23 protein-coding genes are annotated in these 26554 nt (G+C 42.8%); 6 read left to right on the top strand and 17 right to left on the bottom strand.

Annotated features, from left to right (window positions below; genetic code table 11):
• Window positions 1-48 precede the first annotated feature (48 nt).
• Together PCY06_RS08185 and dtd are read left to right on the top strand one after the other, a co-directional pair.
• Complete coding sequence (locus tag PCY06_RS08185; protein WP_008809805.1) at window positions 49-2265, top strand: bifunctional (p)ppGpp synthetase/guanosine-3',5'-bis(diphosphate) 3'-pyrophosphohydrolase; 2217 nt, start codon at window positions 49-51, stop codon at window positions 2263-2265.
• 66 nt (window positions 2266-2331) lie between these two features.
• Window positions 2332-2775, top strand: coding sequence for a D-aminoacyl-tRNA deacylase (dtd, locus tag PCY06_RS08180; RefSeq protein ID WP_048775219.1), 444 nt, complete (start codon window positions 2332-2334; stop codon window positions 2773-2775).
• A gap of 92 nt (window positions 2776-2867) precedes the next feature.
• On the opposite strand, the gene PCY06_RS08175 is transcribed toward dtd, so the two are convergent.
• Window positions 2868-3665 carry a nucleotidyltransferase domain-containing protein gene (locus PCY06_RS08175; protein ID WP_048775221.1) on the bottom strand — a complete coding sequence of 266 codons (798 nt, stop codon included), beginning with the start codon at window positions 3663-3665 and terminating at the stop codon, window positions 2868-2870.
• A 198-nt stretch (window positions 3666-3863) separates the two neighbouring features.
• On the opposite strand from PCY06_RS08175, the gene PCY06_RS08170 reads away from it, so the two are divergent.
• Window positions 3864-4478 carry a CPBP family intramembrane glutamic endopeptidase gene (locus PCY06_RS08170; RefSeq protein WP_301390413.1) on the top strand — a complete coding sequence of 205 codons (615 nt, stop codon included), beginning with the start codon at window positions 3864-3866 and terminating at the stop codon, window positions 4476-4478.
• A gap of 119 nt (window positions 4479-4597) precedes the next feature.
• Here PCY06_RS08170 and PCY06_RS08165 read toward each other — a convergent pair whose 3' ends face one another.
• The 3 genes from PCY06_RS08165 to PCY06_RS08155 all read right to left on the bottom strand — a co-directional run bounded on the left by PCY06_RS08165 (window position 4598) and on the right by PCY06_RS08155 (window position 6215).
• Complete coding sequence (locus PCY06_RS08165; protein WP_048777192.1) at window positions 4598-5023, bottom strand: EVE domain-containing protein; 426 nt, start codon at window positions 5021-5023, stop codon at window positions 4598-4600.
• Window positions 5016-5477 carry a MarR family winged helix-turn-helix transcriptional regulator gene (locus PCY06_RS08160; RefSeq protein ID WP_048777190.1) on the bottom strand — a complete coding sequence of 154 codons (462 nt, stop codon included), beginning with the start codon at window positions 5475-5477 and terminating at the stop codon, window positions 5016-5018. Before PCY06_RS08160 ends, PCY06_RS08165 begins: the two co-directional genes overlap by 8 nt.
• Before the next feature lie 90 nt (window positions 5478-5567).
• On the bottom strand, window positions 5568-6215 hold the full coding sequence (locus tag PCY06_RS08155) for a metal-dependent transcriptional regulator (RefSeq protein WP_008809799.1): 648 nt from the start codon (window positions 6213-6215) through the stop codon (window positions 5568-5570).
• A gap of 185 nt (window positions 6216-6400) precedes the next feature.
• Here PCY06_RS08155 and PCY06_RS08150 point away from each other — a divergent pair, with 185 nt between their 5' ends.
• Together PCY06_RS08150 and PCY06_RS08145 are read left to right on the top strand one after the other, a co-directional pair.
• Window positions 6401-7471 (top strand): DUF3114 domain-containing protein, encoded by a 1071-nt coding sequence (locus PCY06_RS08150; RefSeq protein ID WP_080998584.1) that lies wholly within the window; start codon window positions 6401-6403, stop codon window positions 7469-7471.
• Window positions 7472-7687: 216 nt separating this feature from the next.
• Window positions 7688-10729 (top strand): AAA family ATPase, encoded by a 3042-nt coding sequence (locus PCY06_RS08145; protein WP_125369793.1) that lies wholly within the window; start codon window positions 7688-7690, stop codon window positions 10727-10729.
• Between the two features lie 64 nt (window positions 10730-10793).
• Here PCY06_RS08145 and PCY06_RS08140 read toward each other — a convergent pair whose 3' ends face one another.
• The 9 genes from PCY06_RS08140 to PCY06_RS08100 form a co-directional block, all read right to left on the bottom strand.
• Entirely contained in the window at window positions 10794-11783 is a 990-nt protein-coding gene (locus PCY06_RS08140; protein WP_125365592.1) for a formimidoylglutamase, read from the bottom strand.
• Window positions 11784-11889: 106 nt separating this feature from the next.
• The gene (locus PCY06_RS08135; RefSeq protein ID WP_125365594.1) at window positions 11890-12393 is read right to left on the bottom strand and encodes a hypothetical protein; all 504 of its coding nucleotides are present in this window, start codon (window positions 12391-12393) and stop codon (window positions 11890-11892) included.
• 296 nt (window positions 12394-12689) lie between these two features.
• Window positions 12690-14231, bottom strand: a complete 1542-nt coding sequence (hutH, locus tag PCY06_RS08130) for a histidine ammonia-lyase (RefSeq protein ID WP_060970764.1) — start codon at window positions 14229-14231, stop codon at window positions 12690-12692.
• A 17-nt stretch (window positions 14232-14248) separates the two neighbouring features.
• Complete coding sequence (locus PCY06_RS08125; protein ID WP_082307380.1) at window positions 14249-15583, bottom strand: APC family permease; 1335 nt, start codon at window positions 15581-15583, stop codon at window positions 14249-14251.
• A gap of 87 nt (window positions 15584-15670) precedes the next feature.
• The gene (locus tag PCY06_RS08120) at window positions 15671-16270 is read right to left on the bottom strand and encodes a HutD family protein (protein WP_082307381.1); all 600 of its coding nucleotides are present in this window, start codon (window positions 16268-16270) and stop codon (window positions 15671-15673) included.
• A gap of 12 nt (window positions 16271-16282) precedes the next feature.
• Window positions 16283-17956 (bottom strand): formate--tetrahydrofolate ligase, encoded by a 1674-nt coding sequence (locus PCY06_RS08115; protein ID WP_032915390.1) that lies wholly within the window; start codon window positions 17954-17956, stop codon window positions 16283-16285.
• Window positions 17957-18022: 66 nt separating this feature from the next.
• Entirely contained in the window at window positions 18023-18649 is a 627-nt protein-coding gene (locus PCY06_RS08110) for a cyclodeaminase/cyclohydrolase family protein (protein ID WP_301390411.1), read from the bottom strand.
• A 14-nt stretch (window positions 18650-18663) separates the two neighbouring features.
• On the bottom strand, window positions 18664-19563 hold the full coding sequence (ftcD, locus tag PCY06_RS08105) for a glutamate formimidoyltransferase (protein WP_002903832.1): 900 nt from the start codon (window positions 19561-19563) through the stop codon (window positions 18664-18666).
• A 114-nt stretch (window positions 19564-19677) separates the two neighbouring features.
• On the bottom strand, window positions 19678-21708 hold the full coding sequence (locus PCY06_RS08100; RefSeq protein ID WP_046164655.1) for a urocanate hydratase: 2031 nt from the start codon (window positions 21706-21708) through the stop codon (window positions 19678-19680).
• Between the two features lie 203 nt (window positions 21709-21911).
• On the opposite strand from PCY06_RS08100, the gene hutI reads away from it, so the two are divergent.
• On the top strand, window positions 21912-23177 hold the full coding sequence (hutI, locus tag PCY06_RS08095; protein ID WP_125365598.1) for an imidazolonepropionase: 1266 nt from the start codon (window positions 21912-21914) through the stop codon (window positions 23175-23177).
• Window positions 23178-23376: 199 nt separating this feature from the next.
• On the opposite strand, the gene tpx is transcribed toward hutI, so the two are convergent.
• The 4 genes from tpx to PCY06_RS08075 form a co-directional block, all read right to left on the bottom strand.
• Window positions 23377-23868, bottom strand: a complete 492-nt coding sequence (gene tpx / locus PCY06_RS08090; RefSeq protein WP_012130838.1) for a thiol peroxidase — start codon at window positions 23866-23868, stop codon at window positions 23377-23379.
• A 151-nt stretch (window positions 23869-24019) separates the two neighbouring features.
• A complete protein-coding gene (gene scaA / locus PCY06_RS08085; RefSeq protein WP_082307384.1) occupies window positions 24020-24952 on the bottom strand; it encodes a metal ABC transporter substrate-binding lipoprotein/adhesin ScaA in 933 nt (310 codons plus the stop codon).
• Between the two features lie 21 nt (window positions 24953-24973).
• Complete coding sequence (locus tag PCY06_RS08080) at window positions 24974-25810, bottom strand: metal ABC transporter permease (protein WP_045504337.1); 837 nt, start codon at window positions 25808-25810, stop codon at window positions 24974-24976.
• 1 nt (window position 25811) lies between these two features.
• Window positions 25812-26531, bottom strand: a complete 720-nt coding sequence (locus PCY06_RS08075) for a metal ABC transporter ATP-binding protein (protein WP_012130835.1) — start codon at window positions 26529-26531, stop codon at window positions 25812-25814.
• Window positions 26532-26554: the final 23 nt, after the last annotated feature.

The raw sequence follows: 26554 nt of genomic DNA, 5'->3' as shown, positions 1-26554 counted from the left end.
ATTACCTTAAAAATGATAAAATAATAGGCAAGAAATTGGAGAGAATGAATGCCAAAAGAAGTGAATTTAACGGGCGATCAGGTCGTCGCTTTAACAAGGAAATATTTAGCAGCTGAGGATGTGGCTTTTGTTCAGAAAGCTTTGGTATATGCAGTGGACTGTCATAGCGGGCAATTTCGCAAGTCGGGAGAACCCTATATTGTTCATCCTATTCAGGTAGCTGGGATTCTGGCCAAGCTTAAGCTTGACGCAGTCACAGTTGCCTGTGGTTTTTTGCATGATGTGGTAGAAGATACAGATGCTAGCCTAGATGATTTAGAGCGTGAGTTTGGTCCAGATGTCCGGACGATTGTAGACGGTGTGACCAAACTGGGGAAGGTCAAGTACAAATCCCACGAGGAGCAGCTTGCTGAGAATCACCGTAAGATGCTGATGGCCATGTCGGAGGATATTCGGGTTATCTTGGTTAAGTTGGCGGACCGCCTTCACAATATGCGGACGCTCAAGCACTTACGCAAGGATAAGCAGGAGCGGATTTCGCGCGAAACCATGGAGATCTATGCTCCCTTGGCTCACAGATTGGGGATTTCTAGCGTCAAGTGGGAGTTGGAGGACTTGTCTTTCCGCTATCTCAATGAAGTCGAGTTTTATAAGATTTCTCACATGATGAAGGAAAAACGCCGTGAAAGAGAAGCCTTGGTCGAAGAAGTCGTGAGTAAGATTGAGACCTATGCAGCTGAACGTCATCTACATGGGAAGATTTATGGGCGACCTAAGCATATCTACTCGATCTATCGTAAGATGCAGGACAAGAAAAAGCGATTTGATGAAATCTATGACTTGATTGCTATTCGTTGCATTTTGGAGACACCAAGTGATGTCTATGCTATGCTAGGCTATATCCATGAGCTCTGGAAACCAATGCCAGGCCGTTTTAAGGATTATATTGCCAACCGCAAAGCCAATGGTTACCAATCCATCCATACGACGGTTTATGGGCCTAAGGGACCGATTGAGTTTCAGATTCGGACCAAGGAAATGCACGAAGTCGCTGAATACGGGGTTGCAGCTCACTGGGCCTATAAGAAGGGCATCAAAGGCAAGGTTGATAGCAAAGAATCTGCAATCGGAATGAACTGGATTCAAGAATTGATGGAATTGCAGGCAGAGTCTGGCGATGCCAAAGAATTTGTGGATTCGGTCAAAGAAAACTATCTGGCTGAAGAAATCTATGTCTTTACGCCTGATGGCTCTGTGCGTGCCTTACCTAAGGATTCAGGGCCAATCGACTTTGCCTACGAGATTCATACCAAGGTCGGGGAAAGGGCAACAGGTGCCAAGGTCAATGGACGCATGGTTCCACTGACGACTAAGCTTAAGACAGGTGACCAGGTTGAGATTATCACCAGTGCTAATTCTTTTGGTCCCAGTCGAGACTGGATTGGTCTGGTTAAGACCAGTAAGGCTCGTAATAAAATTCGTCAATTCTTTAAAAACCAAGACAAGGAATTATCTATCTCTAAAGGTCGGGAACTTCTGCAGGCTCAATTCCAGGAAAATGGCTATGTCGCCAATAAGTACATGGACAAGAAGCATATGGAAGAGGTTCTGCAAAAGACCAGCTACAAGACAGAAGAAGCTCTGTTTGCGGCTATTGGTTTTGGTGAGATAGGAGCCATTTCGATTTTCAATCGTCTGACTGAAAAAGAGCGCCGTGAAGAGGAGCGGGCCAAGGCCAGAGCTGAAGCTGAGGAATTAGTCAAAGGTGGCGAGGTCAAGGTCGAAAACAAAGAAACCCTCAAGGTCAGACATGAGGGAGGTGTAGTCATTCAGGGGGCATCTGGTCTACTGATTCGGATTGCTAAATGTTGTAACCCTGTTCCGGGTGACCATATTGTTGGCTACATTACCAAGGGTCGTGGTGTGGCTATCCATCGCTTGGACTGTATGAACCTTAAGGCTCAGGAAAATTATGAGCAACGCCTGATCGATGTCGAGTGGGAAGAAAATAATACGACCAAAGAATATACAGCCCACATCGATATCTATGGATTAAATCGGACTGGCCTTCTCAATGATGTGCTGCAGGTTTTATCAAATACAACTAAAAACATCTCTACCGTTAATGCCCAGCCGACCAAGGATATGAAATTCGCCAATATCCACGTTTCTTTTGGTATTGCTAATCTATCTATGCTAACGACGGTGGTGGATAAGATTAAGAGCGTGCCGGAGGTCTACTCAGTTAAGCGGACCAATGGATAAGTATGCGGACGAAGTTGCTGTGTAGGATAGAGGATATCCAGATGGAAAGGGAATAGAAGCAGAGAAATGAAAATTGTCATTCAACGTGTAAAACAAGCTCAGGTGTCGATTGAAAACCAAGTACACAACAAAATTTCGTCTGGCTTGCTTCTCTTGGTGGGAGTCGGGCCTGATGATGGTCCAGATGACTTGGACTATGCTGTTCGTAAAATCGTTCATATGCGGATTTTTTCCGATGCTGAGGGCAAGATGAACCTGTCTGTTAAAGATATTGAAGGGGAGATTCTCTCTATCTCTCAGTTCACCCTGCATGCGGATACTAAGAAGGGAAATCGGCCGGCTTTTGTCAAGGCGGCGCCACCCGAATTAGCCAGTCGTCTCTATGACGAATTTAATCAGCTACTGGCGCAAGAAGTACCAACCAAAACGGGTGTTTTTGGAGCAGACATGCAGGTAGAGCTAATCAATGATGGTCCAGTAACTATTATTCTGGACACGAAAAATCGCTGAGAAGAAGTATGAAAAGGAGTTTGAACACTAGTGTTCAAACTCCTAATTTTTTTGCTTCTGTAGCAATGAATGTATAATTTCCTAAAACATTTCTAAAAACCATCAATCATTTCTTGAGGAATGATTTCTTTGATGGTCGTCACTAGCTGGTTGATAAGCTTTATGGCTTCAGCGGGCTCAGTGTAGAGTTTTTCAAAATAGGCATGTATAGTTTCTTCAAAATGCTGAGGTAATAGCGGGCAGTTGGTTTTTGCATACTCCAGCATTCTCTTTTCTCCAGGATGCGTCTGTTCGTTTAGGGAGAAGAGCAAGTCAAAATAGGAAGCAAAAAATTCACTGCTGCGGTGATTGATACTGAGCAGGTCTTGACGCTTGAGCGCTTTTTCTATTTGTTTGGAGAAAGCTGGCATGGCTTGATCGAGTAGAAGGAGCTGCTTCTTAATAATATTCTTTTTCAGTTCAGCTGGATAAGGTCGTCTGTACTTGTTTTGAAGCGCCTCATAGCGACCATTTCGGTCGTAGATGATTTTGCTGTGGAGCAGATTGTGCCACATACAGGTGGTATAGGCATTCTGAGCTTGGTGGTCTATAACTACAGTCTGCAGGTCTTTATCGAAGCTGTCCAGTGTACGGTAAATGAGCTCGATTTCGATGTTATTCTTCAGCACACAGTCATCTTCTAGTTCCCAAAACTGATTGCCGATTTCCATGTAGGAGCAGTACTTGCTGAGGATATTGCGTCGAGTCAGGGGAGCAATGGAATCTGTCAAGTAGATATAAACATCATAGTCTGAGTCTTTGTCAAAATGCTGTCCAGCACGAGAGCCGCCGAGAACAATAGCTTCCACTTGATCTAGCTGGGCAAATTCTTTAAAAAGTTCTTGTGGCATGATTTTTCCTCACTGATTTTTGACATCATTTTAGCAAAATGTAAGTGGAATGGCAAGAAAATGGAAGCAGTAAAAATCTTGGGTTTTATACCTTTAAAATCTATCTTTTTTTAGAAACAATTTAGAATTACTTAATAAATAATTGAAGTTTGTTTTATATAATGATGGTAAAGAAATGAGAGAAAGGAGTTTCTAATGATGGTAAGTCTTATTCAACAAATGACGAATGCTCTGATTCAAATTGTTTTGTTTATGTTGCTTCCTTTTATTTGGTGGTTTGTGACAGCTAGAAGAAAAAGTTCATTTTTAGATTGGATAGGCTTTAAGCCACTAAAAGATACTGGCAAGCATAAGATGTGGCTCTGGATATTTCTTGGTTTGCTAAGCTTCACTATCTTTTCATATTTAGTACTGTATACTATTGTAAAAGATCTTAAAACTGCAACTTCAAGTTTTTCTGGCCTCGGCTTCCAAGCCTTGCCAGCTGTTCTGATTTATAGTCTTTTTCAAACTTCCCTGCCAGAAGAACTACTATTCAGAGGTTTTCTTTTAAAAAGATTCTCTGTCTGCTTGTCTTTTGGAGTAGCCAATACCATACAAGCTGCTCTTTTTGGGCTCCTTCATGGTCTTATGTTTATAACAGAGGTTTCTTGGTTGCAAACCCTAGTCATCATTTTGTGTACTGGTGGCATTGCAGCTTATCTAGGTTTTGTCAATGAAAAGAAATCTGGTGGTTCTATTTTAGCCAGCTGGATCATGCATGCTTTAGCCAATGTGATTACGGGTATGCTATCGGCTTTCTTGTTGATTTAGTTAGCTAAGAATTCCACTACAAATTAAAAGTTCCGATTCATTTCATGAATCGGAACTTCATTTTTGAGAAAGAGCTGGTACAGTCTTTTGAGGGAGAAGATAATCAAACATAGCTGTTTCTAGTTATTTGCAGGACTGTCGACTTTCATTTGATCAAAAACATAAAGGAAGAAGTCCTTCGAAACTTCGAAATGCCCGTATCTTAGCTGGGAGGCATACTGACGCCACTGAGGATGCTGGCGGACTTGCTCAATGGGGCAGTCTATGACCGGCTGGTAGTAGCTGACATCTCGCCGAAATGGGAAGAAATCTTCGAACATCTCTACTTGGTAGGCTGTATCATCTAGGATCTTACCAACTGCTGTAAAGTTCTGCAGCTTTTCTTGATCATTCATCTGATATTTAGGACTGTAGTAGAGAAGGTAGTCCCCCTTTTTCATTCGGTTTAGTGGTGCTTTTTTTCCATGGCAGAGTTGACAAAATCCACCTTCTACCCCTCTTAGTACATGTTCTTTTGATACGACGCCAATCCAAAATCTAGTCATTTGCGGTCTCCAGTTCTATTAAGAGTTGATTCAATATCTCTGTTTTATCTTCTAATTTTCCAAAGAATGCCTGATCAATACCTTCAACTAAAGGAAGGGCTTGATTGACCTTTTGCAGCCCCTGTTTTGTCAGAAGTATGATGTTTGCACGACTGTCCTTGGGATGGATTTCCCGCATGATTAAGTCTTTTTTGACCAAGAGTCGGATGATTTGGGATACGGTCATGACATCCATGTCAGAAAAGCGGGCGATATCGGTTTGACTCACCCATTCTTGCTGACGTAGAAGTGCTGCAAGACTAGTCAAAATGACAAATTGGGGATGGGTCAGATCAATTGTTTTCAGTTGGCTTTTAATCAGACCATGCCACTTGTGGTAGGCACGGATAAAGAGGAGACCAGTAGACTGTTGGGAATCATTTTTATAAATTGAATTAAAATCAAGTTGCTTCATTTTTATACCACTTCCAAAATAGTAAGTATACTTATTATATATCTTTTCTATTATCTTGTCAAAAAAAGCCCTTTGAATTTCAAAGAACTTTTAAATCTTTTCTACATAAATCTGTTGGGCAATAGGTTGGGCTAGTTGGATTTCTTGCTCATCCACTTCAAGAGAATAGAGGTGGCTAAAGTCATCGTAGCCTAGAAAACGAATAGTTTTGCCTACTTGAAGGCCATTTCTTTCAAGGTAGGTCAAGAGATCGAAGTTATCATGGACACGGGCCAGTATATAATCGCCTTTTTCTTTAGCCTTTTCTAAAGTAAGTTTATGTTTTTCAACTAGGAGTTCTCCCTTAGCTGGAATGGTTCCTCCATGGGGGCAAGCTTTGGGATAATCCAGCAACTGATCCAGTCTTTCAACAAAGTGGTCAGAAACAGTGTGTTCTAAAACCTCGGCTTCCTCATGGATTTCCTCTGTGGTATAGCCCAGATGGTGCACTAGAAAAACTTCAATTAGCCGGTGTTTACGATAGAGGTCTGAAACTAATTTTAGCCCCAAATCGGTTAAGAGGTAACCAGCCTTTTTGTCCTTGATGAGTAATTCTTCAGCTAGTAGCTTCTTCATCATCTCTGTTACAGCTGGCGGAGAGACTTGCATGAGTTGAGCGATTTCTTTATTAGTGATTTTATTGTGTCTGGTTCCAAGTTCATAGAGACATTTTAGATAATCTTCTTTATTAGGTGTCATGTTATACCTCGAATTTTCTTATTATTAGTATAGCAAAAAATAAGACAAGAATACAGTCAAGTGGTTCTTAGGCAGAAAAAGGATCGACTTTAGAAAAAATTCTGCTATCCTATAGAAAGGGAGTCTTCTAGTTTGACGGAAGAAATAAAAAATGCATATAATAGATAAAAAAGACGGGAAGGAACTTGCCAGTGGCAAATACAGTAGAGAATCAAAAAAAGTGGCTGGAAGAGCTGGGCTGGTCACATGAGGCAGTGGAAGAGGTTTGTCGAAAAATTGGGACAGTAAATGTTCAAGTGCCTTGGCAAGAAGCTAAACTTTTTGGTAGTGAGCTCTTTAAAGAGTTGTGGAAGTTGGATAGTCGCCATGCTTCTCCTCTCCAAGCTCAGAAATTACTGGGGATTGCTCTAGCCTGTGTGGAAATGCCCAAGGAGTTAGAAGGGGAGTCGGATGAAGTAGTTTCGCTTCTAGAGAAGTTCAGTCCGGATTTGGCACCTCATGATAGTTTTTGGGGAACTTTTGCTAAAACGGTACAGACTGCCTTTCCAGCTGACGATTTCAGTCAAACAGATGGAAATCAGGAATTAAAAAGCCAGGTCCATCAATTTCGCTATCTGATTTCCTGCCAACAAGCCCAGTGGGTGCGAGAGCATTATAGAGCAGAGGGGATGACAGATGCAGAAGCCTTGGCCAGCTATTTTAAGTCTCGGCCAAGTATGCCTTATAGCTTCAATGAGTCCTCTCGTTTGCATAATAAAGCTTATATAGATAAGCTTTCGGGTCAGGTGTTTTATCCAGATGATCAAAAAAGCCAAGTTAATATCAAAATTTTACTTAATTTCCATACAGAATTCATTTTAGATCAGCAAGGTCGCTTCCTCAATATTATGGATCCAGAAGGGACTAGCCAAAATGGCCTTGTTAATGGTGCTAGCTTTAACTATGGTGACCGCAATCGTCCAGGGAATCGGGCTTCCCATACTCGCTATGATGTTAAAACACCAGCCGTTTGGGACCCTCTTTTTCGCAGAAGAGCGATGGCTAATGGAGGCAAAAAATTTAAGGCACCACAAAATAATCGTGGATCAATGGGGTATCTCTCAGCTAAAAGTGTCTATGTTCCAGGGAAAGAAAGTATTCAAAAGGAAGTCAAAAAGGAACTTGCCCGTTTTAAAAGCCTCTTAAATCGACCAGCCTTCTTTGTCCGTTGTTGGGCTTGGCTACGCCAATTTTGGAATAATATTTTCAGGTCATAAGAACCAAATGAAAAGTTTATTGGGGAATAAAGGAGAGCCATTTTCAAAAGAAAATTATTTGTTCAATCACTAGCGATAAGGCTTCTTAAATCAACTTACTCTAGAACAGGAAATCCATTTTAAAATAAGCATACCAAAGCTTGGTGAACTTCCTTACTTGCGAAACTTTCTATTTTTGTTTATAGTAGTTCTATAAGCTTTCTTGGAGGCGTTTGCATGAACAAAAAACTTTTGAGCTTGAAACTATTGGGAAGCCCCAGTGTTTTTCTTGATCAGGAGGAAGTATTCTTCCCTTTTGCTAAAATAAATGCCTTGATTTACTATCTTCATATCAATGGAGCAGTTAATCGAGAAGAAATTGCAGGAATCCTCTGGGAAAATAAGGACAATCAGTCTGCTAAAAAAAATCTACGTAATACCATCTACCAGGCCAATAAACTCTTAGGTGGGGATTGGATTATTGCGCCCAACAGGACAGTTTTGTCTCTTAATCAAAACTTCAAAATTGAAAGTGATGTGGAGACTTTTATAGCTAAACCAGCAGAGCATTTGTCTCTCTATCAAGGAGATTTTTTGCAGGGGTTCTATCTTAAGGATAGCGAAGCTTTTGATTACTGGGTTTCCAAAATGCGGACCCAGTATGAGCAACTTTATGTTCAAGCTTGCTACCATCAGCTTGAAAAGGAAAAGGATCAGCTAAATCTAGAAGAAGCCGAGCAAAATCTGCGTCGTTTGATTAGCTTGGACGAGTTTGATGAAAAGAATTATCATCTGCTCATGAAGTTCTACCGGGATAATGATCGACCAGGGAAGGTTATTGAGACTTACTATAAACTAGTGAATCTCTTGGACAAAGAACTGGGAATTAGTCCCAATGAGTCTATTCAACAACTTTATCATGAAGTTCTTGCTAAAGATCGGAGTGAAAGAAAAACCAAGCAATTTCTTCGGAATACGGACCATTTCTTTGGTCGAGTGAGTGAAATTCAGCGCTTAGAGTCTTATTTTTCTAAGATTTTAGGAGAACAGGAGGCGCGTGCTCTAGTCCTAGTGGGTGGCACAGGCATAGGGAAACGCACTGTGACTCGTCAGGTGCTAGCCAATCAGACCAAGTACTTTCAAATTGTTATGGCCGAGTGTTTCAAGGAAGAAATGAAGTCGGAGCTTCAGCCTTGGCGTGGCCTACTGGATGGTTTGGGTGATTTGGTCATTCAGCACAAGATTCTTACAATTAGTCAGTGGCAAGTCATTTTGGAAAGCTATTTTCCAATCTTAACAGGAGGGGTCTCTGGCGCTGAGTTAGATGCAGACAAATTAGCCCAGTTTGTAGTCGATATTCTGCAGAAAATTTCTAAGAAAAAAGCTCTGGTGATTTTAATTGAGGATTGTCACTGGATGGATGCAGCTAGTACTGCGGTCTTGGAACAAGTCATGAACCATATGTATGATTATCCAGTAGCCTTTGTGCTGACCAAACATCTCAGTACTCCTTCTTATTTGGAGCATTTTTTCAATCATTTACTGGTTCGTGATAAGATTGACTTTATTGAGCTACAGCCCCTCAATTTTCAAGATAGTGTAGCTTATCTACAAGCTCAAAAGGGAATAGAAGTTCTTTCTGAGGAAAAAGTCAAAGACATTTATCGAGTTAGTCAGGGGATTCCATTCTTCCTGTCAGAATATGCTGAGCAACTCTTGAGAGGAGAAAAGTTTCAGCCATTGACGCCGGCTATCAAGGCTAAGCTGTCTTTGAAGCTGGATCATCTTAGCAGTGGGGAAGAGGAACTACTGGACTATCTAACTTGTTTCAGAGAACCTGCGTCGCTTTCCTTTTTGACCAAGTTACTTGCTTTACCTGTGGAAGACCTGGTTGAAATTATTGAGGCTTTGAGACAAAAGCGACTCTTAATTGAGGTGGAAGAGGAGGACAAGCTGGTAGTGAATTTTAGTCAGGAACTCCTGCAAATATATGCTTATGAGCGTCTGTCAATAGCCAAGCGCCGGATGTTGCATCATCAGATTGCCCAGAGCATGGAAGAATGCTTGGGAGATCCCCTTTATCATTCCCAGTTGCTCAATGAAATTGCCTATCATTATAAGATGTCTAAGCAACCGATCAAGTCTTTGGAATACGAGTTGCATTATTTGGAAGCTACTTTACAGTTTCATCATGAACTCTTTCCAATTTACTCACGTGAGTTTGGTTTTATTGAAAAGACAGAGGATAACAACCAGACTGCTGTTCTGGAGCAATTTGATCGAATTCGTCAGGAAATAAAGGACTTAGAAAGCAAACATCAAAATCATAAGGATTTTCAATTGCTGGTACTTCGTTTCCTCTATCTGGAAGGGCGCTATGCTATTCGGACAGGAAATTACCAGCAGGGGATGGACAATATCCAGCAGGTGATTGCTTCGGCCAAGGAACTGCAGCAGATGGAGTTCCTTCTGGAAGGTTATCGGCAGATGATCTATTACTGTATTCAGACGGAGAATATTCCTGAAATGCGTTATTATACGGAGAGGGCTCTGGATGCTTCAGTCCAGGCCAATAACCACGAAGCCATTGCCGTCAATCTTCGTCTGAAAGGGCTATATCATCTCATGATCGGAGATGAAGAACAGTCGCTTCACCATCTCTATCAGTCTATTGATTGTTTCAGCTTAACAGACTCGCTTCGCTCCAAATATTCGATTCAGATTGCAGCAGCTCTAGATTATCTGGCGGAGATTGAGCAGATTCGCGGGAATTTTACAACAGCCTTGGCCCACCAGAAAGAAGCAATTGATCTAACAGAAAACAAAATAGCAGAGCCATCAATTTTTGCCTTCTATATTGGATTAGGTATGACCTATTATCAGTTGAAAGATTATGAGCAGGCAGAGGCGATCCTTTTGAAAGCTAAAAAAGCTATGGAATCTCTTAGTTTTCCTTGGAAGGAGACTCAGTTAGAAGTTTATCTAGGCTTGATTAGCTGCGAAAAAGGAGACTATCAGCCAGTCTTGGACCTACTGAGAAAGAAGGAAGAGTTGATCAGCCGATATGGCAATCCACGAGACAAGGGTTTGATTTACTACCTAATGGCAGTGCTTAAATATCAACTTCTGCTAGGAGATTTGAAAGAAAGTGGTTTTGAAGAGTTATTGACTCGGGATTTTGATTATTACTATGATACGGCTAAAAGCCATCTTAATTTTTATCGGGACCGCCATCAGTTAAAAGAACTGGAAAGCTTGCGCTTGAGACTGTCTCGATAATCAAATACAAAATAAAAGAGGATGAAAATGAATTTTATCCTCTCTTTTTATTCTGACAAAAAGATTAATCATGTATTTGGGCCCAGACCTGGGTCAGATAAAAGATAAAGCTGGCAGCTAGGTTGGCTGTATGGTTGTCAATATCGTGGGGTGGAGAAACCTCTACCACGTCAAAACCAATTAGTTTTCCTGAAGCTGCGATATGCTGGAAGACCAGAACGGCTAAATTTGGATCCACGCCCAGCGACTGAATAGCACTGACACCAGGAGCAGCACCAGCAGCAAAGCAGTCAATGTCAATGGTCAAATAGACTTGTTCCTTGTCTGCAAGAAAGGCATCAACAACCTTACAGACTTCCTTGTGGCCCATTTGGTAGATATCTAGTCCAGTCAGGAACTGGATGGCTTTAGACTTGGCTACAAAATCAAAGAGAAAGAGGTTATTATTGTGTTCTTGGATACCTAAAATGAGATAGTTAAAGACTTGTTTCTGAGCTAAAGTTTCGTCAAACATCTGGCGAAATCCAGTACCGGAATTGGGACCAGTCTGGTCATAGGGACGAAGATCAAAATGGGCATCCATATTGATGACGGCTAATTCTTGCTCGGGTTTTAGTGAAGACTTGAGTCCGAGATAGTTTCCGTAGGCTGTTTCGTGCCCGCCTCCCAGTACGATGGGACGAAGATTGAGCTCCCGCAGGCGCTTGACAGCTTTTGCTAGACTGCTTTGGAGTTGTTCCAGAGACCGATTGGGACCATCAATATCACCGACATCAAAGACACGGACGTTTCGACCTAGATGCCAAGGCAGTTTGGCCAACTGAGTACGGATAGATTGTGGTCCTTCAACTGCTCCAACCCGACCGTGGTTGATGTAGACTCCTTTGTCGCTCTTGAAACCAATTAAGGCAAAGTTGACTCCCTCAAAAGGTTTTAAGTCTGGGTCATTTAAATTCAAGAATTCGATAACCATACCCCATTTTGCAGCGTATAAATTATCTTCGACCCCACGTTGATAATAGCTGTTATCTAACTGATAATAATCTTCTAACATAATCTTTTCCTTTTCCATAACGATATTGCGATTTTATTATAAGAGTTTCCGCTAAGCCTGTCAATGACTTTCTGCGGGGAAAGAAGCTTAGTGGAGAGAGAATTGTTTACAAGAAAGCCACTATAATGGCGAGAATCAATGCAGTCCATGTAGCGTAGCGTATCTTAGTGTTGGACCGGTAGCCCTCTCTAACCTTTGGTCTTTTCGAAAAGAGATAAGCAATATAGGCTGCAATTGAAAGAAAATAAGCATATGGTGTCCATCCAGAGCTAAGGATTCGGCCATTTTCAACCGTTGGTACAAGCAGAATTAAAGCTGTAAGCATGCACCAAACAGGTAAAAGAGTGCTCTCTTTGCTATTGCAAATATGGAGCATCAGTTGTGCTAAAAAGCCGACTGAATAAAGGATAAAAACAGCGATACATAGATAAAAAAATACAATGAGAAAGCTATCGTCCTGTTTAACAATAGGCTTGCCTATTAGGAGATTTAAAAAAGTAAATAAAATGGTTTTTAACATATGCCAAATGAGGTAGGCCATTGCTGGTAAAATGATTAAGACAAGTGGATGTAGAATTGCAAAATAGTCTACTTTAGAGGCTTTTTTCATTGTTACTTTTCTCCTTAATCAAACTCTTTCTAGCTTCTAAGATTTGCCCTTGAGATTTTCATTTTATTTGACCTTGCTTAATGGCACTAGCGACTTTATTATAAGAGTTTCCACTATGGCTGTCAATGACTTTTAGCTGAAAAAAGAAAGCCCAGCTGAACAAGCGTGGGCTTCTTTTATTCGCTTTTCTGACTCAACGAAGATCCAAATTTGACAAGGTAAGCCACTGCTGATAGAACCGAAGTTCATCAAAAGAGCTTAAGACCTTCAAAAGTTAATTTCAAAGAGTATCAGATTTAGAATTGAATGCTCAAGTCCACAGCCTTTTCAACTGCTGCTAGGAATTCATCGCTTTCAATCAGCTCAGAGGCCTTGTTGAGCTCTTCATAGATTTCGATGTCCTTATCAAATTCGATAAAGCGGACATGTTGACGGAAGAGGTCGTAGGCTGGTTTGGTTCCCTTGCCCAGTTCATGGTTTTCTGGTTTCAGATCTAGAGCTTGGCAGGCTGCCATGATTTCTGTTGCCACGATGCGGCGAGAATTCTTGAGAATCTCAGCTGCCTTGCGTGCTGCGGTAGTTCCCATGCTGACAAAGTCTTCTTGGTTTTCACAAGATGGGATAGAGTCTACGCTGGCTGGATGAGCCAGAACCTTATTTTCAGAAGCAAGAGAAGCACAAGCATATTGGGTAATCATAAAGCCAGAGTTGAGTCCTGGGTGTTTGACCAAGAAGGATGGTAGCTTGCTCAGTTGGCTGTTAACTAGACGTTCTACACGACGTTCAGAAACATTTCCGATTTCAGAAATAGCGATACCGAGGAAGTCAAATGGCTGAGCCATTGGTTCACCGTGGAAGTTACCGCCTGAGATGACATGACCTTCCTTAGTAATAATAGGGTTGTCTGTAACGGAGTTGATCTCAATCTCAACTTTGGTTTTCACATAAGCGATAGAGTCCTTGCTTGCACCGTGAATCTGCGGAATACAACGCAGGGTGTATGGATCTTGGACACGTTGTTGAGTAGCTACGGTCGTATTGCCACTGCCTTCTAGAAGGTTGCGGATATTGCGGGCTGTAGCTAGCTGACCGCTCTGAGGTCGAATGGTATGTAAGTCTTCTTCAAATGGGCTGGTAATACCATTGTGTACTTCCATAGAAAGAGCACCAGCCACATCTGATAATTTAAGCAATTGGATGGCATCGTAGGTAGCAAGAGCACCGATACCTGTTAGGACAGTCGTACCGTTAATTAGCGCCAGACCTTCCTTAGCAGCTAGAGCAATTTTTTCAATCCCAGCCTTGTCCAAAGCTTCTTGTCCAGAGAGCAGTTGACCTTGATAGTATGCGTGGCCAAGTCCTAGCATAGGAAGAACCATGTGAGCCAACGGAGCCAAGTCACCAGAAGCTCCTAAAGATCCTTTTTCTGGAATGAATGGAACGACGCCTTTATTGAGCAGTTCCAGAAGCTTTTCGACAGTGGACAGGCGAATACCAGAGTAGCCTTTTACCAGAGAATTAATCCGGATTAACATGATAGCACGGACTGCGTCTTCTGGTAGGGGATCACCAAAGCCTGAAGCGTGGGTACGGATCAGATTTTCCTGTAGTTGAGTCGTATCTTCTGGTGAGATACTAACGTTACAAAGAGATCCAAATCCAGTTGTAACACCATAGACTACCCGTTTTTCACGAACGATGTCGTCCACGATTTTACGAGAAGCCTCCACAGCTTTCTTAGCTTCTTGGTCGATTTCGCAGGTAGCTCCATGACGAGCTACTGCGATCACATCTTCTAAAGTAAGATGTTCACCATCCAAATTTATTACATGTGTCATACGATTTATTCTCCTTTTTATTCAAGAACTTTATTTTCACAAATCAGTACAATATAGATATAGTATACCGTACTTGCGATAAGGACACCTATGAGACCATAGATATAGTTCATTGGATTTTCACCCCAAATCATGACAAGGCTGACTAAGACTGCTAGGATTGGGATTACTGGACCAAATGGAACGCGGAAGACTACTTTTTTATCTGGATATTTCTTTCTCAATACCAATACGGCTAGAGCAGTTGGGATGTATTGGAAGAAACGGAAGACTACGCTGAGAGCTGCTAATACTTCAAATGTTCCTGTAAAGAGCAATGCGATAGCTAAAACACCTGAGATGATGATAGCAAAAATAGGTGCGTTTTTAGAATTGGTTTCAGCAATTTTTTTAGGCAACATACCTTCATTGGCAATAGCTGCTCCAAAACGCGGTACCATGATGGATTCACCGATGTTGAGGCCGGCAATAGAAATAAGGGCTCCGATAGAAACGATCCATGCCCCAGCAGGGCCAATCATTTCAACAAAAGCGTCTTGCACAGAAGCATCTGTTTGTAGGATACGGCTACCTAGCATAGCAATGGTTCCTGCAATAATGAGCATGTAGAGAACAGATACAATGCTGATAGACCCTAGAATGGCACGTGGTACATTCTTTTCTGGATCGCGCATTTCACCAGCAACGATAGACATGGTTTCAAAGCCGATAAAACCGTAGAAGATATAGATAGCTGTACTTGAGATAGCTTTCATGATATCTGTGCCAGGTTCTAGTTGAAGGAAGGGAGTGAAGTTTCCTTTGTCGATTCCGCCTTTGATAAAGAAGATGGCACATGCTGCAAATGCAATGATTGGAATCAACTTAGCTACGGTTGCAGCTAGTGTGAAAAACTTAGAGGTCTTTAAACCAGCAATATTCATCAAGCTGAGCAAGACAATTAAAGTGATACTAAGGACTAGTTCATAAGGGGTAAAAGCTGGGAAGGTAATGACAAAGAGTCTTGCAAATCCTGCAGCCATAGCGGACCAAGCGATGATGGTAACCGCCCAACCCAGAAAGCCTACGTTAAATCCGACAAAGTTACCAAATGCTTCCTTGGCATATTGGAAGGCTCCACCATTTTTATTGAAATAACCTGCAGTTTCTGCCAAGCAGACTGCTAGCAGAATAACGAGGATGGCAGTCCCTAACATGACAGCTAGAGAAGCAGGTCCAAGCCCTTTGTAAATTTTTTGAGGTAGGAGGAAGATACCAGAGCCGATAACGGCATTAATACCATAAAGAGTTGCACCGGCAAAGCTGAATTTCGCTTTTTCCTGCTCTTGTGTGTTGAGTTTGTTTGCATCCATAATAATGTTTCTCCTTTAGAGATATGAGGATCCCTTCCAAGTAAAGATAGGGTGGTGGCAGACCAATCTTGGAGCATCACTGTATCTTTACTTAGCGGGGATGTGGTTCAAACCAGCCCAAATGGCAAGAGGAGAGCCTTTAGATTGGTTACATGAAAACATTATATGCAGCTCAGTTTCCTGAGTCTCTTTTTCCACTATCAGAAGATTTCCTTCCTCTATATCAAGTGGTGGAAAGTTATCTCCAATCACTGTTAGATTTGTCAAAGCATAGATAAATTGAATTTCGTCATCTCGGCTAAGCTCTTGCTTATTGGAGACGGCAATCATCTGTCCCTGATAGTGGTCGCTGTAGATTAAGTTAAAGTCGGTACAAGTCCCGCGACTTGTGATAGAATCACTCCCTTCGAAGAAATAGGGGGTAAAGGGAGCTAGAACCATTTCCTCTTGTCGACTAGCATTGAGAAGGCGCAGAGGATGGTCTAGGCTCATAAGAATACGGTGAAAGCCACTCAAGTCAGAAAATTCACTTTCAGCTACTTCCACAGTTGCTGTTGAGAGCCGATAGTCAAATTCCCGCCGGCCATAGTCGCCGGTGGACGGGGAAAGATAAAGTTGTTTTGTCTTTCCTCCCGACCAATCGGAAACTTGAAAATCGTTTGATTTTAGAAGAGTTATATTTGTCATTTTTGGTATTTATTAGAACAAACCGCTGATATTGCCGTCTTTGTCAACATCAATCTTTTCGCTGGCCGGCACTTTAGGCAGTCCTGGCATGGTCATGATTGCACCAGTCAGAGCAACGATAAAGCCTGCACCAGCAGAAACTTTGAGCTGGCTGATAGTCACGACAAAGTCTTTAGGTGCGCCCAGTTTCTTAGCATCGTCTGAGAAGGAGTACTGAGTCTTGGCCATACAGATAGGATAGTTGGAGAAGCCCAGCTCTTCCAGTTGTTTGAGCTCGCGTTTAGCGGCAGGAGTCAGGCGAACGCCCTTGCCTCCATAGACCTTGGTAACGATCTTGTTCAGTTTGGTTTCAATGGAGTCTTCTTCATTATATACAAATTGGAAGTGATTGTCTCCTTCGGCCAATTCAACAACTTTTTCAGCCAACTCTTTACCGCCGGCTCCGCCATTTGCCCAGACGTCGGAAATCACTACGTCAACTCCCCGTTTTTGGCAGGCATCATAAACTGCTTGCAATTCTGCTTCGGTATCCAGCGGGAATTTATTGATAGCAACGACTGCTGGCAATCCATAAACATCTTGAATGTTTTCCAGATGTTTTTCTAAGTTTGGCAGACCGTCTACAACAGCTTGGACATTTTCTTCAGCCAGGTCGCTCTTAGCCACACCACCATGCATCTTGAGAGCGCGGATAGTAGCTACCAGAACTACAGCCGATGGACGAAGACCAGATGTACGGCACTTGATATCAATGAATTTTTCAGCACCCAGGTCAGCACCGAAACCAGCTTCGGTGACTGCATAGTCAGCATATTTGAGAGCCAGCTTGGTAGCTAGGACACTGTTACATCCATGAGCAATGTTGGCGAAAGGTCCACCGTGAATCAAGGCTGGTGTGTGTTCCAGAGTTTGAACCAGGTTTGGATGGATAGCGTCTTTGAGCACAGCAGCCATAGCGCCACCAGCTTTCAAATCCTTGGCAGTTACTGGCTTACCTTCAAAGCTGTAGCCAATGATGATTTTTTCCAAACGGTTCTTGAGATCAGTGATATTTTCTGACAGACAGAGAATAGCCATAACCTCAGAAGCAACTGTAATGTCAAATCCATCTTCACGCGGAACGCCATTGACCTTGCCCTGCAAGCCGTCTACGATGTGGCGCAGTTGCCGGTCATTCATATCCACTGCCCGCTTCCAAGTGATGCGGCGAGAGTCGATGCCTAAGGCATTTCCATGATGGATGTGGTTATCAATGAGGGCTGCCAGCAGGTTGTTGGCAACACCGATGGCATGAAAGTCACCAGTGAAGTGGAGATTGATGTCTTCCATTGGCACAACTTGAGCGTGTCCACCGCCAGCAGCTCCGCCCTTGATACCAAAGACAGGTCCGAGTGAAGGTTCCCGTAGAGCGATAACGGCTTTTTTACCGATAGCAGCCAAAGCATCGACCAATCCGACAGAAGTCGTTGTCTTGCCTTCTCCGGCTGGTGTTGGAGAAATAGCTGTCACGAGAATCAGTTTGCCGTCTGGCTTGTCTTTTAAGGCTTCCAGTTGGCCAGCACTGATTTTTGCCTTGTAATTTCCATAAAGAGACAAGGCGTCTTCAGCAATTCCTAGCTTTTCAGCCACCTCTTTGATGGGCTTCATTTGAACCGAATTAGCAATTTCAATATCTGATAAAACCATATTGTTACCTCTTGAGAAGAGGAAGCCCATTCATGGGAAAGAGCAGACTTCTCTTCAGTTTATCTATTAGACAACTTTCAAAATTTCTTGATAAATTTCATCGGCTAGAGCGCAGCCTTTTTGCAGTAGCTCTTCACCCTTGCTGCGGTAGTCTGCGACGAATGCTTCATCCTTGACACCTGACAGGTTGATGAGGACATTGAGCCAAGCCCCTTGCAGGCCAGCCTTAAGGTTGAGGGCTGCTACCCCTAGGTCGCTGGCAGCATTGGTATTGGATTTGCCGACGGCCTTTTGAGTTGTTTGCAGGGCAGCCAAGATGTCTTCGATCATGCCATATGGTGACTTGGTCGCTTCCTTGAGGGCTTGCTGCATAGCTTCCCGACGGGCAGCCTTGTCTTCATCTGTTTCCTTAGGCATATCAAAGACAGCAGAGACCAGATTAAAAGCTTCAGTGTCCCTGTCAATAGCTGCAAGAAGGCTTTCTTGGAGTCGAGCACTTTCTGCGTGCACTTGAGCAATTTCTGCTTCAAATTCTGCGTATTTTTTCTTGCCAAGGGTTAATTCGCAAACCATCTTAGTCAGGGAAATACCGTTTGCGGCTGAAAGAGCAGCGGCAGAGCCACCTCCTGGTGCAGGAGCATCTGAGCCTAGGACCTGGGCAAATTCTGTCAAACTTAAATCTACTAATTTCATAGGTTTCTGTCCTCCTAGCCCAGCAAATGGTTTTCCAGAACTTGCTTGCCATAGTCAAAGTCTTCAATTTGCAGATAGTATTCTGCTGCGTCAATCAAAGCCTTAGCTGGTGCCAAACCGATGACCTCTGAGCCGAGGATTCCAACTCCGTAGCGCTTGGCTTCAAAGCGAACAGTTTCAAAGACACGATAGAGTGGGAATTTTTCCAGATTGACCATGTTGATAGAAACCTGAGCAATGTTGCGGTCTTCCAGCATAACGCCAATCGCTTTACAGTACTTGTAACCACCGCTTGATCCACGGATGATTTTGGCAATATTGTTGGCAATTTCTAGATTGTCTGTATCTAAGTTGATGTTGTAGGCGATGAGCGGCATTCTAGCACCAACAGCAGTGACACCAGCAGTTGGGTGAATCTTTCTTTCACCATAGTCAGGAGCCCAGTCAGGTTCCAAGAGTTTTTCTGGCATGCCTTCAAATTGTCCTTTACGAACCTTAGCCAAGTTCTTACGCTCTGGACGAGTCGCTGCATCTTCATAGAGGAAGATAGGAATACCGAGCTCACGGTTGATCCGCTCAGATACGGTCTTCGCAATTTCTACGCATTCCTCACTTGTGATGTCCTTGATCGGTACAAAAGGCAGGACATCAGTTGCGCCCATACGAGGGTGTTCACCCTGGTGCTTGGTCAAGTCAATATTCTCAGAAGCGTATTTAACCAAACGGAAAGCAACTTCCTGAATGTTTTGATCATCACCGACCAAGGTAAAGACGCTGCGGTTGTGGCTGGCATCAGAAGAGTGGTCCAAAAGTGTTACGCCTGGCACGCTCTTAGCTACTTCCACTAGACCGTCAATGACCGCTTGGTTGCGGCCTTCAGAAAAGTTAGGAATGCATTCAACAATTTTTGCCATAAGATATTACCTCGTGTTATATGTTATTAAAATTACAAAGTGAATAAAGTAGAGCTTCCAGCTTAGCTAGGAGAGAGGCCTAGCTAAGCTTAGAAGTTGGGGGACAAGTTTTTCCTATTCGAACAATTTCTTAACAGATTCTTTGACCAAATCTTCGTCAGTTAAGTACGGAATGGTGATGTGGTCAGTTCCTTGGTGGAGACGGTTGTATTCGATAGCTGTCTCAATAGCATGCTCATTGCGAGCCCAGTTACGACGAGCAACTCCTCCGATTGTATCCCAAGCGATAGCAGATTTGATGATTTCATCGATGCGTTCGCTGCCGTCCAGTACCAAGCCAAAGCCACCATTGATTGCTTTACCGATACCAGTTCCACCACCGTTGTGGAGAGCTACCAGACTCATACCGCGAGCTGCATTACCAGCGTAACATTGCACGGCCATGTCGCAAGTAACATTAGATCCATCTTTAATATTAGAAGTTTCACGGAATGGAGAGTCAGTACCTGATACATCGTGGTGGTCACGGCCGATCATGACAGGACCAATCTTGCCTTCGCGGACTAATTCATTGAACTTGAGGGCGATATTGACGCGTCCCATACAGTCTTGGTAGAGAATCCGAGCCTGAGTTCCAACAACCAACTGGTTCTTTTCTGCATCGCGGATCCAGTTGTAGTTGTCACGGTCTTGGTAGCGACGGTTAGGATCAATCACTTCCATAGCAGCATGGTCAGTAGCAACTAGATCTTCGTGCTTACCGCTCAGACATACCCAACGGAAAGGACCATAACCATAGTCAAAGAGCATTGGGCCCATGATATCTTCTACATAAGAAGGCCAGATGAAGCCGTCTTTGTCGTCAAAGCCATTCTTAGAAATTTCCTTGATGCCAGAGTCATAGACTGCCTTCATAAAGGCATTACCGTAGTCAAAGAAGTAGGTGCCGTTGTTAGTCAAGGTCTTGATTGCCTTGAAGTGACGTTCCAAGGTTTGGTCAACCAACTTAACAAAGGTTTCCTTGTCTTCAGCTAGGAGGCGAGTCCGCTCTTCAAAGCTGATGCCAGCCGGGCAGTAACCACCATCGTAAACATTGTGGCAAGAAGTTTGGTCAGACAGCAAATCGACATGGATATTGTTCTCGTTGACATATTCTAAGAGGTCTACGATGTTACCATGATAGGCAATAGAAGTTGATTCACCAGCTTCCAGAGCTTTCTGAGCTAGCTCGATTGCTTCTTTTGGACTTTCGGCTAATTGACTAATCCAGCCTTGGGAGTGACGAGTTTCAATCCGAGATTGGTCTACTTCAGCTACGATTGCCACAGCTTTAGCAATTTCGGCTGCTTTCCCTTGAGCTCCACTCATACCACCTAGACCAGAAGAGATGAAGAGTTTGCCGGTTAGATCACCATCATCTGCCACACCCAGTTTCAAACGTCCAGCATTGAGGAGGGTGTTGAAAGTACCATGGACGATACCTTGAGGGCCAATGTACATCCAACCGCCGGCTGTCATTTGACCGTAGTTAGTGACACCCATTTCTTCTGCAATTTCCCAGTCTTTCATATTGTCGTATTCGCCGACTAAGAGGCCGTTGGTGATGATAACACGTGGAGCTTCTGGTTTGGATTTGAAGAGACCAACAGGGTGACCAGATTCCACGACCAAAGTTTGATGGTCGGTCATTACTTCCAGATATTTTTTAATCAAATTATACTGCATCCAGTTAGCGCAGACAGATCCAGTTTCCCCATAAGTAACCAATTCATAAGGATAGAGGGCGATTTCAAAGCTCAGGTTGTTGTCAATCATGACCTGCATAGCCTTAGCTGCGGTACAGTTTCCTTTATATTCATCAATTGGTTTACCATAGATGCGTTCTTTTGGACGCCAGCGGTAGCCATAAATCCGTCCGCGAGTTTTCAATTCTTCCAAGAATTCTGGAATCACTTCTTCGTGGAATTTTTTTGGAATATAGCGAAGGGCATTTTTTAGAGCGATTTCTGTTTGTGCCTGAGTGAGACGGAAGCCCCGGTCAGGCGCACGGCGGATGCCTTCTTGGAAAACCGTTTTTTCAGGTAATACATCGTCTAATTTGACGGTCATTGCTGCTGCAATTTCATTTTCACTAAAGTATGACATGAAGATTCCTCCTTATTAAGTCAAGTATAAAATATGTTTCGACCTTATTTTATAAGACCCCCGTCCATGAAAAGTCAAGAAAAAAAATAAAATAGAAAAAAAGAGAATTTCCTATTTTTTAAAAGCTTTTGACTATAATTTGACGATAGTGTATTATGATGAAAAGCAAGTAAAAATGTTAGAAATAAAATGGAGGAAGAAACATGACTGCTGATTTACTATTAACTCACTTTAATCAAGTCTTTTGTCCTAATGATCTTGGGCACCCCCTTTTTGGAGCAGAGATGAAGAAAGCTCAGGTCTTGGAAGACGGCTACATTGCAGTCAAAGACGGCAAAATTCTAGCCCTTGGTAGCGGAGAGCCGGATGCTAGTCTGATTGGACCAGATACTAAGATTCAGTCTTATGAGGGTAAGATTGCTACGCCCGGCTTAATCGACTGCCACACTCACTTGGTCTATGGTGGCAGCCGGGAACATGAATTTGCTAAGAAATTAGCCGGTGTTCCTTATCTGGAAATTCTTGCTCAAGGTGGCGGAATTCTCAGTACAGTCCGAGCAACGCGAGAAGCTTCTTTTGAAAATCTGTACGATAAATCTAAGAAGTTATTGGACTATATGTTGCTTCATGGAGTGACAACGGTTGAGGCCAAGAGTGGCTATGGTTTGGACTGGGAAACAGAGAAGCGCCAACTAGATGTCGTTGGGGCTCTGGACCGTGACCATGATATTGATTTAGTTTCGACCTTTATGGCTGCCCATGCCGTTCCACCAGAATATAAGGGACGTTCTCAGGAGTATTTAGAGCTCATCGTCGAGGAAATGCTGCCTCGGGTAAAAGAAGAGAATCTAGCTGAGTTCTGTGATATTTTCTGTGAAAAAGGCGTCTTTACAGCTGACGAGTCACGCTACCTGCTTTCTAAAGCTAAGGAGATGGGCTTCAAGCTCCGTATCCATGCTGATGAAATCGAGTCTATTGGTGGAGTAGATGTAGCGGCTGAACTAGGAGCAACCAGTGCAGAACATTTGATGATGGCGACAGACGAAGGTATTCGCAAGATGGCAGAAGCCAAGGTTATCGGGAATCTCCTACCAGCAACTACCTTCAGTCTGATGGAAGATACCTATGCACCAGCTCGCAAGATGCTGGAAGCTGGTATGGCCATTACTCTAACCACTGACAGCAATCCAGGCTCCTGTCCAACAGCTAACCTGCAGTTCGTTATGCAGCTTGGTTGCTTTATGATGCGTCTGACGCCAGTGGAAGTTCTCAATGCTGTAACCATCAATGCGGCCTACTCAGTTAACCGCCAAGATAAGATTGGTAGCTTTGATACTGGCAAGCAGGCTGACATTACTATCCTAGATGCTAAGAATATTGACTATCCACTTTATTTCTTTGCGACTAACCTGACCCATCAGGTTTACAAGGCAGGAAAACTGGTCGTCGATCAAGGAAGAATTGTCTAGACTCTCTAAAAACGAATCGTATTTTTCAGACTCTCTCTGGTGACAGGGAGAGTTTTTTTGTAGTGTGTCAGATCTTGAGAAACTTTGTTTCGTAAGTGAGAAAAGAAATAATTTAAGACTCAGTTCTATCAAAGGCTTCAGCCTCTCTTCTTTCAAAATTGGATACAAAAAGACCACTCAGTTTGAGTGGTCGTGATGATTATAAGTTTTTCACTGCTGCAATCGCTGCATCATAGTCAGGTTCAGTGTTGATATTGTCGACATATTCAGCGTAGGTCACAGTGTTGTTCTCATCTAGAACGAGAACTGCTCGAGCCAAAAGGTGCCATTCATTGATGAGGACAGCATAGTCACGGCCGAAAGAATGGTCAAAGTAGTCAGATAACATCACAGCATTCTCAATGCCTTCAGCAGCACACCACTTGCCTTGTGCAAATGGTAAATCAACTGAAACTGTGATAACAACTGTGTTGTCCAAGTCAGAGAGTTCTTGGTTGAAGCGGCGAGTCTGAGTCGAGCAGACACCAGTATCGATAGATGGGATGATGCTTAGAACTTTCTTTTTGCCAGCAAAGTCAGCCAGAGTTTTCTTTGAAAGATCCGTTGCTGTCAGGCTAAAATCATGGGCTGTGTCACCGACTTGTAGTTGTTTTCCAGTAAAGGTTACAGGATTTCCGAGAAAAGTTGTCATAAAAGTCTCCATTCATGTTTGATAGATTCATTGTACTCCGAATAAGTATTTTTTTCGAATAATTTGACTGGAAATTTGAGAGCGCCTACATTTTATCTAGAGTTTTTTCTTTGTATAAAAAGGTTAGGATTTGCTTCCTAACCTTTTGTTATTATTTGGCCAATCCTTCAGAAATTTTATCCAGATTGTATTTCATCATGCTGTAGTAGCTGTCTCCTTCTTCGCCTTTTTCAGCGATTGAGTCGGTGAAGATTTTAGCGTAGATTGGGATGTTAGTGTCTTTAGAAACAGTCTTCATCGGACGGTCGTCTACACTTGATTCGACAAAGAGAGATGGGACTTTGGTCTTGCGCAGTTTTTCAACCAAGCTTTTAATTTGGTCTGGAGTACCTTCTTCTTCAGTGTTGATTTCCCAGATGTAGGCTGATGGCACATTGTAGGCCTTAGAGAAGTACTTGAAGCAGCCTTCGCTGGTCACAATCATTTTCTTTTCTTCTGGGATGTTGTTGAATTTCTCTTTGGCTTCCTTGTCCAAAGCAGTTAGCTTCTCTACATAAGCTTTGAGATTTTTCTCGTAAGTAGCCTTATTGTCAGGGTCTTTTTCAATCAAGCGTTTGGCAATATTTTGCGCATAGATGATCCCATTTTCCAAGTTTAGCCAAGCATGAGGATCTTCTTTTCCTTTTTCATTTTGGCCTTCTAGGTAAATGACATCAACGCCTTCACTGACAGCATAGTAGTCCTTGTTTTCTTTCTTCTGGGCATTTTCTACCAATTTAGTGAACCAAGCATTACCACCTGTTTCAAGGTTGATACCGTTGTAGAAAATAAGATCAGCCTTAGAAGTCTTTTTGACATCTTCGGGCAGAGGTTCGTATTCGTGCGGATCCTGACCGACAGGGACAATACTGTGCAGATTGATTTTATCGCCAGCGATATTTTTTGTGATATCTGCGATAATTGAATTGGTTGCAACGACATTTAGCTTGGAAGAGCTAGAGTCAGTACTGCTTTTTTGACTAGAGCAGGCTGCTAGGCCGACAAAAGCCAGCAAAAGCAGAACTAAGAAACGACATTTTTTCATTGGAAATCCTCCATAAATATATTATTTTACTTTTCTTTTTAAATACCGCTGTTTTGGTGCGATAAAAAATGAAACCAAAAAGATCAGGGCAGAGGTTAGAACGATACTAGAACCTGCTGCAACATTAAAACTATAACCGATGAAGAGGCCTAAAACAGATGCACCAGCCCCCAAGGCAGATGACAATAAAATCATGGTCTTGAGACTCTTGGCATAGAGATAGGCTGTCGCAGCTGGTGTAATCAGCATGGCCACAATCAGAATCGTTCCGACACTTTGCATAGCTGTGACAGAAACCAAAGTCAAGAGAATCATCAGCAAATAGTGGTAAAAATTAACCTTCATTCCCATAGCTTGGGCCAAAAGCGGGTCAAAGGACGTCAGCAAAAGTTGCTTGAAGAAAATACTAATGACCAGCAGCACCAAAATACCCACGCCAATACTAATCCACATATCAAGGTCTTGTACCGCCAAGATATTCCCAAAGAGGATATGGAAGAGGTCGGTCGAACTCTTGGCAACGCTAATCAAAATGATCCCCAGAGCCAGGAAGGAAGAAAAAGTAATTCCGATAGCCGTGTCACTTTTGATAATAGAATTGCCCTTGATATAAGTGATAATAATGGAAGCTAGTAAGCCAAAGGTAATGGCACCGATGAAGAAATTAATCCCCAAAATAAAAGACAGGGCCACACCGGGCAGCACCGCGTGAGAGATGGCATCCCCCATGAGTGACATGCCCCGCAGAATGATAAAGCAGCCAACGGCACCGGCCACCACTCCAATCACAATGGCTGTAATCAAAGCATTTTGCAGGAAATGAAAGTCATGTAAGCCTTGAATAAATTCCTGAATCATCCTAGGCACCTCCATTCATAAAGAGCTGAGAGCCGTAGGTCTGCTGCATATTTTCTTTGGTGAAGGTACTCTCGGTTGATCCGAAAGCGACGACTTTTTTGTTAAGTAGCAAGACCTGATCAAAATAAGCGACCACCTTGCTCAAGTCATGGTGGACAATCAAAATCGTCTTCCCGTCTTTTCTTAGCTGACGGAGTGTTTTCATAATAATCTCTTCACTGACAGAATCAATACCGACAAAGGGCTCATCAAGGAAAATATAATCCGCTTCTTGGACTAGGCAGCGCGCAATCAAGACCCGTTGGAATTGACCGCCAGACAGTTGACTGATTTGACGTTCAGCAAAATCCTCTAAACCAACGATTTTTAGAGCCTGGTTGACCTTGTCCCAGTCAGAAGTCTTTAATCTTTGGAAAAGCTTTATCTTAGGATAAAGCCCAAGAGAAACACACTCTTTTACCTTGATAGGAAAGTTATAGTCAATATTGATTTTTTGTTCTACATAGGCAATTCGTTTTAGTTCTTTGTCTAAGGGCTGACCATCCAGTAAAGCTTGGCCTTGGTGGTCGACGATTCCCAATAAACCTTTAATAAGGGTGGATTTTCCAGCTCCGTTTGGGCCGATAATCCCTGTAATAGTAGGGCCTTTTATAGTTACGTTTGCCTTATCTAATGCCAGCTGGCCCTGATAGCTGACACTTAGGTTTTGTATCTCAATCATGTATATCACCCCCCACTGTATTA

Source organism: Streptococcus sp. SG1, from assembly GCF_030439935.1.
Classification (GTDB): domain Bacteria; phylum Bacillota; class Bacilli; order Lactobacillales; family Streptococcaceae; genus Streptococcus; species Streptococcus gordonii.
Note: the sequence above shows the minus strand (reverse complement) of the source record. Positions and strands in the feature narration are given on the sequence as shown.

Coding starts and splice junctions, on each gene's coding strand:
- PCY06_RS08185 (WP_008809805.1), top strand. CDS start 49: ATGCCAAAAGAAGTGAATTTAACGGGCGATCAGGTCGTCGCTTTAACA.
- dtd (WP_048775219.1), top strand. CDS start 2,332: ATGAAAATTGTCATTCAACGTGTAAAACAAGCTCAGGTGTCGATTGAA.
- PCY06_RS08175 (WP_048775221.1), bottom strand. CDS start 3,665: ATGCCACAAGAACTTTTTAAAGAATTTGCCCAGCTAGATCAAGTGGAA.
- PCY06_RS08170 (WP_301390413.1), top strand. CDS start 3,864: ATGGTAAGTCTTATTCAACAAATGACGAATGCTCTGATTCAAATTGTT.
- PCY06_RS08165 (WP_048777192.1), bottom strand. CDS start 5,023: ATGACTAGATTTTGGATTGGCGTCGTATCAAAAGAACATGTACTAAGA.
- PCY06_RS08160 (WP_048777190.1), bottom strand. CDS start 5,477: ATGAAGCAACTTGATTTTAATTCAATTTATAAAAATGATTCCCAACAG.
- PCY06_RS08155 (WP_008809799.1), bottom strand. CDS start 6,215: ATGACACCTAATAAAGAAGATTATCTAAAATGTCTCTATGAACTTGGA.
- PCY06_RS08145 (WP_125369793.1), top strand. CDS start 7,688: ATGAACAAAAAACTTTTGAGCTTGAAACTATTGGGAAGCCCCAGTGTT.
- PCY06_RS08140 (WP_125365592.1), bottom strand. CDS start 11,783: ATGTTAGAAGATTATTATCAGTTAGATAACAGCTATTATCAACGTGGG.
- PCY06_RS08135 (WP_125365594.1), bottom strand. CDS start 12,393: ATGAAAAAAGCCTCTAAAGTAGACTATTTTGCAATTCTACATCCACTT.
- hutH (WP_060970764.1), bottom strand. CDS start 14,231: ATGACACATGTAATAAATTTGGATGGTGAACATCTTACTTTAGAAGAT.
- PCY06_RS08125 (WP_082307380.1), bottom strand. CDS start 15,583: ATGGATGCAAACAAACTCAACACACAAGAGCAGGAAAAAGCGAAATTC.
- PCY06_RS08120 (WP_082307381.1), bottom strand. CDS start 16,270: ATGACAAATATAACTCTTCTAAAATCAAACGATTTTCAAGTTTCCGAT.
- PCY06_RS08115 (WP_032915390.1), bottom strand. CDS start 17,956: ATGGTTTTATCAGATATTGAAATTGCTAATTCGGTTCAAATGAAGCCC.
- PCY06_RS08110 (WP_301390411.1), bottom strand. CDS start 18,649: ATGAAATTAGTAGATTTAAGTTTGACAGAATTTGCCCAGGTCCTAGGC.
- ftcD (WP_002903832.1), bottom strand. CDS start 19,563: ATGGCAAAAATTGTTGAATGCATTCCTAACTTTTCTGAAGGCCGCAAC.
- PCY06_RS08100 (WP_046164655.1), bottom strand. CDS start 21,708: ATGTCATACTTTAGTGAAAATGAAATTGCAGCAGCAATGACCGTCAAA.
- hutI (WP_125365598.1), top strand. CDS start 21,912: ATGACTGCTGATTTACTATTAACTCACTTTAATCAAGTCTTTTGTCCT.
- tpx (WP_012130838.1), bottom strand. CDS start 23,868: ATGACAACTTTTCTCGGAAATCCTGTAACCTTTACTGGAAAACAACTA.
- scaA (WP_082307384.1), bottom strand. CDS start 24,952: ATGAAAAAATGTCGTTTCTTAGTTCTGCTTTTGCTGGCTTTTGTCGGC.
- PCY06_RS08080 (WP_045504337.1), bottom strand. CDS start 25,810: ATGATTCAGGAATTTATTCAAGGCTTACATGACTTTCATTTCCTGCAA.
- PCY06_RS08075 (WP_012130835.1), bottom strand. CDS start 26,531: ATGATTGAGATACAAAACCTAAGTGTCAGCTATCAGGGCCAGCTGGCA.